11 protein-coding genes and 6 tRNA genes are annotated in these 13,241 nt (G+C 45.9%); 7 read left to right on the top strand and 10 right to left on the bottom strand.

Going from position 1 to position 13,241, the window contains the following annotated elements:
* Nucleotides 1-329: 329 nt before the first annotated feature.
* The 4 genes from bglX (at nucleotide 330) to NST58_RS04775 (ending at nucleotide 5,439) form a co-directional block, all read left to right on the top strand.
* Nucleotides 330-2,489: a beta-glucosidase BglX gene (gene bglX, locus NST58_RS04790; RefSeq protein WP_339246519.1), complete on the top strand. Its 2,160-nt coding sequence runs from the start codon at nucleotides 330-332 to the stop codon at nucleotides 2,487-2,489.
* A gap of 116 nt (nucleotides 2,490-2,605) precedes the next feature.
* Nucleotides 2,606-3,574, top strand: coding sequence for a metallophosphoesterase family protein (locus tag NST58_RS04785; protein ID WP_076302802.1), 969 nt, complete (start codon nucleotides 2,606-2,608; stop codon nucleotides 3,572-3,574).
* A gap of 186 nt (nucleotides 3,575-3,760) precedes the next feature.
* The gene (locus NST58_RS04780) at nucleotides 3,761-4,513 is read left to right on the top strand and encodes a 3'-5' exonuclease (RefSeq protein WP_036686897.1); all 753 of its coding nucleotides are present in this window, start codon (nucleotides 3,761-3,763) and stop codon (nucleotides 4,511-4,513) included.
* 173 nt (nucleotides 4,514-4,686) lie between these two features.
* Nucleotides 4,687-5,439 carry a MerR family transcriptional regulator gene (locus NST58_RS04775; protein ID WP_076219776.1) on the top strand — a complete coding sequence of 251 codons (753 nt, stop codon included), beginning with the start codon at nucleotides 4,687-4,689 and terminating at the stop codon, nucleotides 5,437-5,439.
* Nucleotides 5,440-5,523: 84 nt separating this feature from the next.
* Here NST58_RS04775 and aroD read toward each other — a convergent pair whose 3' ends face one another.
* Both aroD and rbsK read right to left on the bottom strand, forming a co-directional pair.
* Nucleotides 5,524-6,288 (bottom strand): type I 3-dehydroquinate dehydratase, encoded by a 765-nt coding sequence (aroD, locus tag NST58_RS04770; RefSeq protein ID WP_076276801.1) that lies wholly within the window; start codon nucleotides 6,286-6,288, stop codon nucleotides 5,524-5,526.
* Between the two features lie 61 nt (nucleotides 6,289-6,349).
* Entirely contained in the window at nucleotides 6,350-7,279 is a 930-nt protein-coding gene (gene rbsK, locus NST58_RS04765; RefSeq protein ID WP_218641460.1) for a ribokinase, read from the bottom strand.
* A 256-nt stretch (nucleotides 7,280-7,535) separates the two neighbouring features.
* On the opposite strand from rbsK, the gene glgP reads away from it, so the two are divergent.
* Together glgP and katA are read left to right on the top strand one after the other, a co-directional pair.
* Nucleotides 7,536-9,152 carry an alpha-glucan family phosphorylase gene (gene glgP, locus NST58_RS04760; protein WP_076219778.1) on the top strand — a complete coding sequence of 539 codons (1,617 nt, stop codon included), beginning with the start codon at nucleotides 7,536-7,538 and terminating at the stop codon, nucleotides 9,150-9,152.
* Between the two features lie 262 nt (nucleotides 9,153-9,414).
* On the top strand, nucleotides 9,415-10,872 hold the full coding sequence (gene katA / locus NST58_RS04755) for a catalase KatA (protein WP_076187446.1): 1,458 nt from the start codon (nucleotides 9,415-9,417) through the stop codon (nucleotides 10,870-10,872).
* A 151-nt stretch (nucleotides 10,873-11,023) separates the two neighbouring features.
* On the opposite strand, the gene NST58_RS04750 is transcribed toward katA, so the two are convergent.
* Nucleotides 11,024-11,218, bottom strand: coding sequence for a sporulation protein Cse60 (locus NST58_RS04750; protein ID WP_036686883.1), 195 nt, complete (start codon nucleotides 11,216-11,218; stop codon nucleotides 11,024-11,026).
* Between the two features lie 396 nt (nucleotides 11,219-11,614).
* Between NST58_RS04750 and NST58_RS04745 the strand changes: the two genes are divergently transcribed.
* Nucleotides 11,615-12,070: a GreA/GreB family elongation factor gene (locus NST58_RS04745; RefSeq protein ID WP_036686880.1), complete on the top strand. Its 456-nt coding sequence runs from the start codon at nucleotides 11,615-11,617 to the stop codon at nucleotides 12,068-12,070.
* A gap of 69 nt (nucleotides 12,071-12,139) precedes the next feature.
* Here NST58_RS04745 and NST58_RS04740 read toward each other — a convergent pair whose 3' ends face one another.
* The 7 genes from NST58_RS04740 to NST58_RS04710 form a co-directional block, all read right to left on the bottom strand.
* Nucleotides 12,140-12,604 carry a YdeI/OmpD-associated family protein gene (locus tag NST58_RS04740; protein ID WP_076279888.1) on the bottom strand — a complete coding sequence of 155 codons (465 nt, stop codon included), beginning with the start codon at nucleotides 12,602-12,604 and terminating at the stop codon, nucleotides 12,140-12,142.
* A 101-nt stretch (nucleotides 12,605-12,705) separates the two neighbouring features.
* Nucleotides 12,706-12,776, bottom strand: a tRNA-Gly gene (locus tag NST58_RS04735).
* 12 nt (nucleotides 12,777-12,788) lie between these two features.
* Nucleotides 12,789-12,862, bottom strand: a tRNA-Pro gene (locus NST58_RS04730).
* 32 nt (nucleotides 12,863-12,894) lie between these two features.
* Nucleotides 12,895-12,971: transfer RNA gene (locus NST58_RS04725), tRNA-Arg, on the bottom strand.
* Nucleotides 12,972-12,981: 10 nt separating this feature from the next.
* Nucleotides 12,982-13,056, bottom strand: a tRNA-Gly gene (locus NST58_RS04720).
* A gap of 7 nt (nucleotides 13,057-13,063) precedes the next feature.
* Nucleotides 13,064-13,148, bottom strand: a tRNA-Leu gene (locus tag NST58_RS04715).
* 15 nt (nucleotides 13,149-13,163) lie between these two features.
* Nucleotides 13,164-13,239: transfer RNA gene (locus NST58_RS04710), tRNA-Lys, on the bottom strand.
* Between the last annotated feature and the right edge of the window lie 2 nt (nucleotides 13,240-13,241).

Here is a 13,241-nt window from a genome sequence, read left to right as displayed (position 1 = left end):
AAACGTTTTTATACTTTTCTTTCATAGACATGTCAGTCTCCATATGTAACATCTTAATGATGCAATCCTCTTCTGATTTAATTTATGCCTCAGCCCTGTATCCGAAGAGAGAAATGCTATGATTTTCACAACAAATGAACCTGATCATAGCTCAGGCCCATTCCGCATCTCGGAGCTGTGTGCCAGGAGAGTAAACGGTTCACTCCCATCCTTAGTCGCCTATCTAACGTAAGTTTTGCTAATAAAATCATGCTTACGCTGCCCGGCGGGGAACTACACATCTATTTAACAAACTAACTTTCAATGCGCTCACGAGGAAGGAGTTAACCATGACTAAAACGTTTATCCAAGATCTTGTGAACGATATGACCCTGGACGAAAAGCTGGCCCAATTAACCCAGCTAGGTCCTCACTATTGGGGTTTGGACGATACCGTGGATTTAACTGGTCCATTTAAGGAACTGAATATTAAGCCGCAGGTAATGGAGAGCATCGGAAGTGTTCTGAATGGTATTGGAGCCCGGAATGTAATCGAGCAACAGACCCGACATTTGCAAACCAGCCGACAAAAGATTCCTCTGCTCTTCATGGCGGATGTCATTCACGGCTACCGGACCATCCTCCCGATTCCGCTGGCCATGGGCAGCAGCTTTGACCTTGAAGCCTGTGAAAGGTTTGCTGAAATCGCCGCCAAGGAGAGTGCGGCTGCCGGCATTCACGTCACCTTCTCGCCCATGACTGATCTCGTACGCGACCCGCGCTGGGGACGCGTCATGGAGACATCTGGTGAGGATCCCTATCTGAATGCCCGTGTCACCGAAAGTATGGTGCGGGGGTATCAGGGCAAAGACCTAAAAGAAAAAGGACGCATCGCTGCCTGTGTGAAGCATTTCGCTGGTTACGGTGCTCCCGAAGGCGGACGGGAATACAACACGGTGGATATGTCTTCCGGCGTATTGCGTGAGTTCTACCTGCCAGCCTATAAGGCTGCCGTAGATGCTGGTGTGGCCATGGTGATGGCCGCATTTAATACCATTGACCGTATCCCGGCAAGTGGTAATTCCGAACTTCTTCGCGGGATTTTACGGGAAGAATGGGGCTTCAACGGCGTTACCATCGCCGATTTCAATTCCGTTAATGAGCTGATTCCCCATGGCGCCGCGATAGATGGCCGTGAGGCAGCCGAAAAAAGTCTGGCTGCTGGGCTGGATATTGAGATGATGTCCACTCACTATCTAAACCACGGCGCTGCTCTGGTCGAGGAAGGAAAGCTTGATATCGCCTTGATCGATGAAGCTGTTATCCGGGTGCTTGAGCTCAAGGACGCGCTTGGCTTGTTCGATAATCCATTTAAGGATGCAGATCCGCTGGTGGATGAGGCTCCGAAACCTAGCGCGGAGCATCTGCAGGCCGCACGGGAGCTTGGAGCTAGCTCAGTTGTACTGCTCAAAAACGACAATGATGCTTTGCCCCTTAAACGTGGCATGAAGATTGGTCTGGCTGGTCCTTTCGCCACCTCCATTCATGTGCTGGGCGGTTGGGCCGGGACAGAAAAAGATCCGGCTGTATCACTCTACACCGGCCTTTCGCAAAAAACATCTGCCGAAAATATTTATACGGCCATGACTGGTGAGCTGGGAAGCATGCTTGAGGGTGTTTTTGATGTGGAGGATGAAATTGAAGACGCCTACCAGGCGCTGAAGGATTGTGATGTAATTCTCGCCGCTGTCGGTGAGAACCAGCAGGATACCGGGGAAGGCGGAAGCAAATCCAATCTCCGCCTATCAGCCAATCAGGAGAAGCTGATCTGGCGTCTGAAGGATACCGGAAAAAAGGTCGTCACCATTGTATTCAGCGGCAGACCACTGGAGCTGAAACCCGTTCTTGATGCCAGCGACGCTCTGCTGCAGGCTTGGTTTCTGGGTACAGAGTCAGGAAATTCGCTGGCCGATGTGCTGTTCGGAGATTATAATCCTTCCGGACGTTTATCGATGAGCTTCCCCTACTCGGTTGGGCAAATTCCTGTCTATTACAATGCTTATCAAACGGGACGTCCTTATGATCCTATGTATCCTAATGTGCGTTACGTGACCCGTTATCTGGACTGCCCGAATGACCCGCTGTTCTGTTTTGGTTATGGCCTGAGCTATTCCAAGTTTGCTTACAACAGCTTCAATGTTGAAGCTGCGGATCGGGTGGTTGCCTCCATTGAAGTAGAGAATACTTCGGACATCGCCGGCAAGGAAACCGTTCAGCTCTACATCCACGACGTCAGCGCAAGTGTCGTGCGCCCGGTCAAGGAACTGAAAGGCTTCCAGCAGATTACACTCGCACCGCATGAGAAACAGGTGGTTTCCTTCGAAATCACCAGAGAAATGTTAATGTTCTACGGAAAAGACGATCAGTTGGTCTTCGAGCCTGGGGAATATGATATTATGATCGGTAGAAACTCTGGAGATCATTGCACTCAGCGGATCTGGATCGGCTGACCTGCGTATAGCTATGCTTCTAACGACGTCAGCCCTTATTGCCCTCTTGGCGCAATGAGGGGTTGGCGCCTCCACAGCTTGCTATTCAATATTCGATAGTAAGGGAGATTATTCTAATGAGACACAGTTTATCATTTCAGCAAGATGGCACTTTTAAAATCGTACAATTTACCGATCTGCACTGGATGGATGGAAGAGCTGAGGATCAGCTTACCGAGGCACTGATGGAACGCATTCTGGATGCGGAACAACCTGATCTTGTGGTTTTCACGGGAGATCTTATTTACACGGGTCCTGTATCACCGGGAAACAAGGCATGCGAGCACCCCGCACAAGCTTTTCGTGAGGCTGTCGCTGCCGTGGAGAGATCCGGCATCCCTTGGACCTTTGTATTTGGCAACCATGACACAGAAACTCTGATTTCAAAGAGTGAACTGATGCAAATTGCCCTGGAACATCCCCACTGCCTGACCGAAGCCGGTCCAGAAGAGCTGGAAGGCTCGGGCAATTACACTCTTGAAATTAAAGATCAGGAAGACCACTCGGCTGCTATTTTGTATTTTCTGGACTCTGGCGGCTACTCCGAGTATGAGGATATCCCGGGCTACAATTGGATTGGGCGGAATCAGATCAACTGGCTGACGGCTGAATCTGCGCGGCTGAATCCGAAGACTGCTGAGAACAGGCTGCCTGCCTTGGCTTTCTTCCATATTCCAATTCCCGAATATCGGGATGTCTGGTCTACACAAGTCTGTCATGGGCATAAGTTTGAGCGTGTATGCTCACCTGAGGTGAACTCGGGCTTATTCTCAGCTTTGCTGGAAATGGGTGATGTGCTTGGCACCTTCTGCGGACATGACCATATCAACGATTTTAGCGGTAACCTGTATGGCATACGTCTTTCTTATGGCCGTGCTACCGGCTACAATACTTATGGAAAAGAAGGCTTTATGCGGGGAGCACGCGTCATCGAACTGGTCAAAGGCACTCAAGACTTCAATACCTGGCTTCGTCTTGATGACGGATCCGTTATAAATGAACAGCCGATTCATATGCCTGAACCTGCTGCCGATTCAGGACATTAATCTTTTATAGGATTAAATTTTAATAGTGATTAAATGAACCAGTGCGCAGATGTTACGCTGGTTCATTTTTTTGTGCAAATATTAGCTTGTCTCCATATTCCCCATTACATCACTTTTTTTGTTAAAATAGAGAAGTCGACGTATTAAGCACTACAGCGTCAGTCATGGAAACGGAGGCAAGTACCTGTGGATTATATTATTCTGGACATCGAATTCAACGGCCGTAAGTTTGCCAGCGAGCACCCTATGGAGGTCATTGAGATTGGAGCCGTCCGGTTAGACTCTTCACTGCAGTATAAGGATGAATTTTCTTCCTTGATCAAACCTATATATTTCTCCACCCTGAATTCCTTTATTAAGAAAAAAACGGGTATCCCTCAAGAGGAAATCGACATTGCCGCCCGCTTCCCCAAAGTCATCACTGCTTTTAGAGAGTGGCTTGATCTAAGTACAGACGGAGTTCTGCTGCTTACCTGGGGTGGCGAAGACATGAAGCGAATCATTCAGGATGTGCGCATGCACAAGATGGACGAATCCTACTGGATGTCCGCTACGTATTTCGATTTGCTCAAAGGAGTTCTTCGTGCGCGTGGTCTTAGCAATGATGTCAGCGTGGAAAGCGCGATGGCATTGTTTGAGCTTGAGCCTACTGGATCTGCACACCGGGCGCTGGATGATGCACGGATGACGTCAGAGATCTTCCGCGCCGTGTTTAAGGATCTGGATTTTGAGCGTTCACAGCATTACGTAGATACCTTCTCCAATGCCAAAGAACGCAAAACAGTTAAGGTAGCCATAAAGGCTATGACCTCACAAAAAATTGTACCTACCTGGGACCTTGTCGTTGAACACTACTTCTCAGACAAAGCAACCCTTGCGGACCCTCGTAAGCTGGAGGAATTGCACAATTATTTCACAGCACAGATGGGCCATAAATAAATTCAAGCAGCAAAGCTCAACATTATAGACTTATTCATAGCAGCGGCAGACTTCCCCATGATCATTCAGAGGGTAGCTGCCGCTGTTTTGGATATGCTAAAAAAACCATTTGACCTTCACGTTACGTAAAGGTGTACATTTGATTTGTAGGAGGTGATACTACGGAATACACAGTGCAGAAGCTCGCAGAGTTAGCTGGAATCAGCACACGGACCCTGCGCTACTACGATGAGTTTGGCATTCTTAAGCCGGCGAGAATCAACTCTTCGGGGTATCGTATCTATGGCCGTACCGAAGTAGATCTACTACAGCAAATTTTATTTTATCGGGAGCTTGGCTTAAGTCTGGAACGTATCAAGGCTATTATGACAGAGCCCTCATTCGACGGAGCCAAAGCGCTGCGGGAGCATCATGACAAGCTACTGGAAAAAAGACAGCAATTAGATCTATTAATCGCTAACGTCGAAAAGACGCTGGCTCAAAAAGAAGGGAGAATTAGCATGAGTGATACTGAAAAATTCGAAGGCTTTAAACAAAAGCTGGTAGATGACAACGAAAAGAAATATGGCCAAGAAATAAGGGAGAAATACGGAGATGACACCATTAATCAATCCAACCAAAAGCTTAAAGGAATGACAGAAGAACAATATGCCGCTATACAACAGCTTGAGGAAGAGATGTTCGAAACACTCTTGCAAGCAATGGAGCATGGAGACCCTGCCAGTGTATTAGCGCAAAAAAGTGCAGACCTACACCGTGAGTGGCTCTCCTTCTACTGGAATTCCTATTCCAAAGAAGCTCATGCTGGTGTTGCACAATTGTATGTTGATGATGAACGTTTTACCGAATACTATGACAAACGCCGCCCTGGACTCGCTGCGTTTCTAAGAGATGCCGTACATGTATATACGGGAAAAAATGCGTAAGCGCACGAACAATATTTTAAAATAGAAAAAGGCATCCGGATACTCCGGATGCCTTTTTTTTGAGGCAATAGCAATCAGCAGAAATCACAGACTGCGGTGCAGCAGCGACAATGTATTCCGAAGCTCAGCGACAGCTACCTGGCCAGGTGCAGAAGGTTTATGTGCAGCTCCGAAGGTAAGCGCTGAACCAAAAACTTCACCTGCCAAACGGCTGATCACCCCGGCTCCCGCCATAGACATCGTTATAATCGGACGGTCTGCATATTTTTCCTTCATGATATGTGTAGCTTCCAGCAAAGTTAACACATCGCCTGCATCTTGGGGCATAACGGCAATTTTGGGCAAATCCCCGCCAAGCTCCTGCGCCTTGCATAACCGTGAGATGATCTCCTCTTTAGGAGGTGTACCCTGAAAATCATGATTTGAAATAATGACAGACACGTTATGAACATGAGCAGCTTCGATCAGTAGCTTTACATCCTGCTCATCATTAAATAGTTCAACATCTATTATATCTACTAGACCGCTCTCGGCAGCAGCTTTATTCAGTGCTGTGTAATATTCCGTGCTGACTTGCTTCTCTCCGCCTTCTTTTGCACTCCGAAAAGTAAAAATCAGCGGCAGATCTGGAATCACAGAACAGATTTCGCTTAGTGCGTTCTTTACAGCTGCAACGTCTTCCACTTCAGCAAAAAAATCCGTCCGCCACTCCACCAAATCAGGTTGCAGTACTTTCAGCGCTTCCGCTTCCTGCTTCAGCTCAGACAAGGTCGCTCCAATTAGCGGAACACATATCTTAGGGATTCCTTCGCCGATGATCACATTTTTAACGGTTACTGTTCTGCTCATTATTTAAGCTCCTTATCCTATCTCATCTAGTATAGATCTTGAATATCCTGTACTGTCTATTCTACAGCGATTTACGTTTTAGAAATTGCTCGACCTCGGACAACTGCGGCAATGAAGGGATCGCCCCTTCTTTCCCTACAGCCAATGCACCTACAGCATTAGCGAAGCTCACGGCTTCCTCCAAGGTCTTCCCTAAGACCAGCTGCTGGGCTAATGCGCCATTAAATGAGTCACCGGCAGCAACTGTATCTACCGCCTTTACCGGAAAGCCTGGAACAGCCTTGGCACCTTCAGCATTCACAATCAGGGCACCTTTTGAACCCAAGGTTACAATTACGTTCTGTACTCCTTTTTGCAGCAAAATACGGGCTGCCTGCTCAGCAGTCTCTGCGCTATCCACAGTCATTCCGGACAAAATCCCGGCTTCCGTCTCATTAGGTGTCAGGTAAGATACCTGAGCCAGCATCTCATCCTTTAGCACTCTAGCTGGTGCAGGATTAAGGATGACCGGAATCCCCTTACGATGGGCAATCGCGATCGCCTGCTCACTCATCGCCAGATCCATTTCAAGCTGCAGCACAATGATCTTAGCCTGGCTAATCACAGCCTCCAATGCCTGAATATCCTCTACCGTAAGCTCAATATTCGCTCCAGGTACCACGATAATCCGATTTTCTCCATCTTCTTCAATAACGATTGAGGCGACTCCTGTTGCCTCATGTTCACTTACAGAAATATGCTCTATATGAATGCCTTCATTCCTGATAATCTCCAGCATTTCGCTACCAAAGGTATCTTTTCCAACTCTTCCGATCATACTAACCTCTGCACCCAGACGTGCTGCGGCAACGGCCTGATTTGCCCCTTTTCCGCCAGGAGATAGAGCAAAGGCTTGTCCAATCAGGGTTTCTCCTGCATTTGGTGACCGGTTTGTACGTACCACCATATCCATATTCAAGCTTCCAATCACAACTATATCCAACTTAGACACCACCATTAATTATTTCTTCAATCTCTTTATCTTAGGGGCTTCTGTCCACTTTATCAATCAATTCCGCTCAATTGGATTCAAAATGGTTGTTTTCACCAAATTGACGTTATGCTTTTATTCATCGAGTGTGCTAGAATAGTGGTGCAATCGCTTCCACAATGATTGCCTGCACTATTTTGAGCAAACGTTTGCACCTAAGATAATGCCCGCAGCTTCACTGCAATTTAATCTAATCCGTGATTAGGAGGCTTATCAAGTGAACGAACAAAAATTACCGTCAGTCGCTTATTTTAGTATGGAGTACGGGCTGCATTCCGATTTCAAAATGTATGCCGGAGGTCTGGGCATTCTTGCCGGAGACTACATCAAGGGTGCAAAAGATATCAACGCCCCTATTATCCCTATTGGGCTGAAGTGGAAACAAGGTTACACGGACCAAAAGATTGATGCCAATGGCAATCCGTACGACTCCTATCACAATTATGTTTATGAGTTTCTTGAAGATACAGGGGTTAAGGTAACTGTTAAAGTCCGAAAAACCGATGTGGTATGCAAAGTATGGAAAACTGATTATTTTGGCAACAGCACATTGTATTTACTGGATACGGATATTCCCGAGAATAATGATGCCTGGATCACAGGCCAATTGTACGGCTGGTTCGGCGAAGAACGGATCGCACAAGAGATCGTGCTTGGGATTGGTGGAGTCAAAGCTATGCGTGCGTTGCAAATCCCTATTGATGTCTATCACTTCAATGAGGGTCATGCGGCTCTAGCGGCTATCGAGCTAATCCGTGAAAAAATGTCCGGAGGCCACACCTTCGAAGAAGCGTGGAAAGCCACTCGCGAAGAAGTCGTATTCACTACCCACACACCAATCAAAGAAGGCAACGAAACCCATCCTCTCGACCGACTTGAGTATATGAGTGCGTTCAACGGCTTAACCCGTGACCAGATGGAGCGGATCGGCGGCGAGCCATTTAATATGACGGTTGCAGGTCTAAGACTATCACGTATTTCCAACGCAGTAGCCCAGCTACACGCCGATACGGCTAATAAAATGTGGAAGGAAGTAGCCGGAAGATCAGAAATTATAGGCATTACTAATGCCATCCATACTCCTACCTGGGTAGATGATAGAATGACGCAAGCCTACGAACAGGATGGAGACTTATGGGCAGTGCATAAAGAGATCAAGGGCGAACTGATCCAGTTCATCAAAGAACGTTCCGGCATTAGCTTAAATGCTGACAATTTACTCATCGGCTTCTCACGCAGAGCAGCTCCATATAAACGAAGCGACCTGATCTTCTCACAGCCAGAAATTATCGAACCTTATCTGGAGTCTGGAAAGATACAAATTGTATTCTCCGGCAAAGCGCACCCACTCGATGATAACGGTAAAAAAATCGTCAGTAACCTAGTAGCGATGATGAAAAAGTATCCAAAGAGTGTTGTGTTCCTCGAGAATTACGATATGACGATTGGCGCCCAGCTGACGCGCGGTGCTGATATTTGGCTCAACAATCCACGCAGACCATTGGAAGCCAGCGGCACCTCCGGGATGAAAGCAGCTATGAACGGTGTATTGAACTGTTCTATTCTGGATGGCTGGTGGCCGGAAGCCTGTATCGATGGCGAGAATGGCTGGCAGATTGGAGACGGCTTCGAAACTACAGACTTTGAGGTGCTGGATAAGCATGATAGTGATGCACTGTACAACACCTTATTGAAACGTGTGCTCCCAACCTTTTACGAGAATCGTGAACAGTGGGTACAAATGATGAAAAAGAGTATCGAAACCACCCGTACGGAGTTTGCCACCAAAAGAATGTTAGATGAATATTACAACAGAATGTACATTAAAGCCTAAGTACAAGAACCGAATATCTTCTATATCAAAAAATGCAGCGCACCCCTTCAGTGATGGTAGGGATGCGCTGTTTCTTTTTTAATTCTGCTAAGTAATTAATCACTTTGTCTATCATATATATCTGAATGTGCCAACGATGTATTGACGATTACCACATATTGTAATGAGTCAATTATTTAAAAAGTGTTGCAATTTCTCTAAAAAACATTAATATAGAACTTATACTAAATCTAAAATCAAATCTCATGAGGTGATTCTATTAATGAGCTCCAATAATAATAATCTTACAACCAGCTGGGGTGCTCCAGTAGGCGACAATCAGAATTCAATGACAGCCGGTGACCGCGGTCCCACTTTACTGCAAGATGTCCATTTGCTTGAGAAATTAGCCCACTTTAACAGAGAACGTGTTCCTGAACGTGTCGTTCATGCTAAAGGTGCTGGCGCTCACGGGTATTTTGAAGTTACAAAGGATCTAACCCAATACACAAAAGCTAACTTTTTGTCTGAAGTAGGCAAACGTACACCGTTGTTCATTCGTTTTTCTACTGTAGCTGGTGAATTAGGTTCTGCTGATACCGTACGCGACCCTCGTGGATTTGCCGTGAAGTTCTATACTGAAGAAGGAAACTATGATCTCGTAGGTAACAATACGCCTGTATTCTTCGTTCGTGATGCGATTAAATTCCCGGACTTTATTCATACACAGAAACGTGATCCACAGACACATCTGAAGAACCCGAATGCTGTATGGGACTTCTGGTCTTTATCGCCTGAATCTCTGCATCAGGTAACGATTTTGATGTCGGATCGCGGAATTCCAGCTACGCTGAGACATATGCATGGGTTCGGTAGCCATACCTTCAAGTGGGTAAATGCCGAGGGCAATGCAGTCTGGGTGAAATACCATTTCAAAACAGAACAAGGCATTAAGAATCTAGATGCAGACCTTGCTGCCAAAATCGCTGGGGAAAACCCGGATTATCATACAGAGGACTTGTTTAATGCTATTGATAAAGGAGATTTCCCTGCTTGGAAGCTCTACGTGCAAATTATGCCAATCGAGGATGCGAAGACTTACCGTTTTGATCCATTTGATGTAACAAAGGTCTGGTCGCAAAAAGATTATCCGTTAATCGAGGTTGGCCGTATGGTATTGGATCGCAATCCGGAGAACTACTTCGCTGAAGTAGAACAAGTTACATTCTCCCCCGGCTCTTTCGTTCCTGGTATTGAAGCTTCGCCGGATAAATTGCTACAAGGCCGTCTGTTCGCTTATGGTGATGCACACCGTCACCGGGTTGGTCCCAACCATAACAGTTTACCTATCAACCGTCCAAAAGTAGAAGTGAAGAACTATCAACGTGATGGTGGTATGGCCTTGGGCAACAATGGCGGTTCCGGTGCCTATTACGAGCCTAACAGCTTAGGAGGACCTAAAGAATCACCGCAGCATAAAACATCGCCGTTCGAAGTCTCTGGTTATGCGGATAGTGTCTCCTACAATAGTGACGATCACTATACACAACCAGGTGACTTGTACCGTCTAATGTCTGAAGAAGAACGTACCCGTCTAGTTCAAAATATCGTTGGCGCTATGACTCCTGTTGAAAGTAACGATATCAAACGTCTCCAGATTGAGCATTTCTTTAAAGCTGATCCAGACTTGGGACAGCGTATCGCATCCGGTTTGGGTTTATCTGTACCAGACGGAATGTAAGATTGTAAATGCACTTATAAACTAAAGAGGACCTTTGCCCGTAGATGGGAAAGGTCCTCTTTTTGCTAATTAGCTGAAAACATAATAAATGATGACAATCACAACGCCCAGCGTGGAGACAATGGATAGACATGAAAAAAACGTGTTCCAGTTATTGCCTTTCATTTGTCTTATACACGACCAGTATAGTGGTTCTTTGGTGCTCTGCCCCATCACGTGATGATTTAACTACCGAACCGTAACAGATATTCACAATCTGTTCCTCCCGTAGTCCTGCCAGGAACTCATTAGCTTTATTCTCTGCATAAGAATTGTCAGCATCTACAAACTCTTTAACTTGAATCATCCTGATCTCCTCCTTTAATAAATTAAGTAGTTATTTTATAGTTCTGGAATCTATATGTGAACTCAACGAAATGTACATGGCGTATCACTCCCCAGGTAACAATTAATGTAAAAATATCTTCAAAATACAGTATAGGCATTTCGCAGTTTTCTACGAAATGCCTATGCATCAGCCTATCATAGCACCCAAGTATGTAATAGTCAAAGGTTTTCATTACAATATTTAGAAGGTTTTAATTCCCCTTTTAAAATGGATTGGATTTACAAATAGAAGCTGGTATACTGATCAGAAGGTCTCCATTGGGGGACCTCTATTTGTATAGGAGGGATTTTAAGATGGCAACACACCATAACAGGTTTACAAGGAATGTGCTACTTAGAGGGGGTGAAATCTACTATGAACCATAGTCTTATCTATGAAGGCTCACGGACACAGCTGCTTCAGCAGCTTATCTATTTTGATGAGGAAAAAATCGCATTTCTAAATCAGTACTTTCCGGTACGGAGCAAGGATAGAAGCAACGCTGAAACGCTGTTATCCCGTTATTGCTCCGAGCTGGAACAATTACTAACTGAGTTCAATGGTGAAGATTTAAATTCACAGGTCTTTATCGGAAGTCAGCTGCAGCTTCGTTACTTGGACGATAATACTACAGATATCTATACCATCGTATTTCCTAACCAAGCAGAACCTAACGATAACAAGATTTCTATGTTGTCACCTATAGGCATGCAGCTGCTGCTGGCTGAGCTCGGCAGTACTTGTCAGCTAGCGATTCCTTCAGGTCAACTAGAGGTGAAGATCGAAAGCATTAAGTTCGTGAATAATGGTGAAGTAGGCGTTCTTATATAAGGACGATCCCTTATATACCCACTACAGCAGCGTCCCTTTCCAGATATTAAGGAGGAGGACGCTGTTCTATTATTTAAGCCTCAAACCTTCTTCCAGCTTATTAACTGACTTCTGGATCCTTGCTGCTCTGGTTTCCGGTCTTTTCGCCCCTTCGATCCAGCTCACATATTCCTTCCGATAGGAATAAGCCAAGCTGTTATAATATACCTCTGCCTGCTCATTGCTGCTTAGTGCGTCCAGAAAATCTTCTGGAGCTTCTATCTCTCGCAATTGATGATCTTGTTCCATTGTCACCCGAACTATATCTCCAGGTTGAGCATGGGCTAAGTCTCGCAGTTCTTTTTTCACGACCATAAAATGTTTCCCATTACCATGCGGCATGAGTGTTCCTCTATAGGGAATGTCATTCAGGCTTCCTTTAACTTGTATCCTTGATTTAGTTTCATATATTTGTTCAGCGTCAAAAGGAACCGTAAGATATGTCCAACTCCCATTCGTATCTGGTCTGACTAACCTTGCTTCAAATTCAAACATTGGCCCCTCCTCAAATAAAATCTCTAGTTCCTATTGTATCCATACGTGCTTAACTATACAAAAAAACACCCGCCTAATACCGGCAGGTGTCTCTCTTTATAAGCGGGTGATGGGAATCGAACCCACGCTATCAGCTTGGAAGGCTGAAGTTCTACCATTGAACTACACCCGCAAAGGTATAAAATCGGGATGACACGATTTGAACATGCGACCCCCTGGTCCCAAACCAGGTGCTCTACCAAGCTGAGCTACATCCCGTTAACAATACTATAACTGCTTAGTAATAAAAATGGCGCGCCCTGAGAGATTCGAACTCCCGGCCTTTTGATTCGTAGTCAAACGCTCTATCCAGCTGAGCTAAGGGCGCAAAATCTATATGGAGCGGACGACGGGAATCGAACCCGCGACCCTCGCCTTGGCAAGGCGATGCTCTACCGCTGAGCCACGTCCGCAAAAACATGGTGCGCGTGAAGGGACTCGAACCCCCACGTCGTGAAACGCCAGATCCTAAGTCTGGTGCGTCTGCCAATTCCGCCACACGCGCACACTTTAAAGAAAATGGTGAGCCATGAAGGACTCGAACCTTCGACACCCTGATTAAAAGTCAGGTGCTCTACCAACTGAGCTAATGGCTCTC

This window comes from Paenibacillus sp. FSL R10-2796 (assembly GCF_037965315.1).
Classification (GTDB): Bacteria; Bacillota; Bacilli; order Paenibacillales; family Paenibacillaceae; genus Paenibacillus_AQ; species Paenibacillus_AQ odorifer.
Note: the sequence above shows the minus strand (reverse complement) of the source record. Positions and strands in the feature narration are given on the sequence as shown.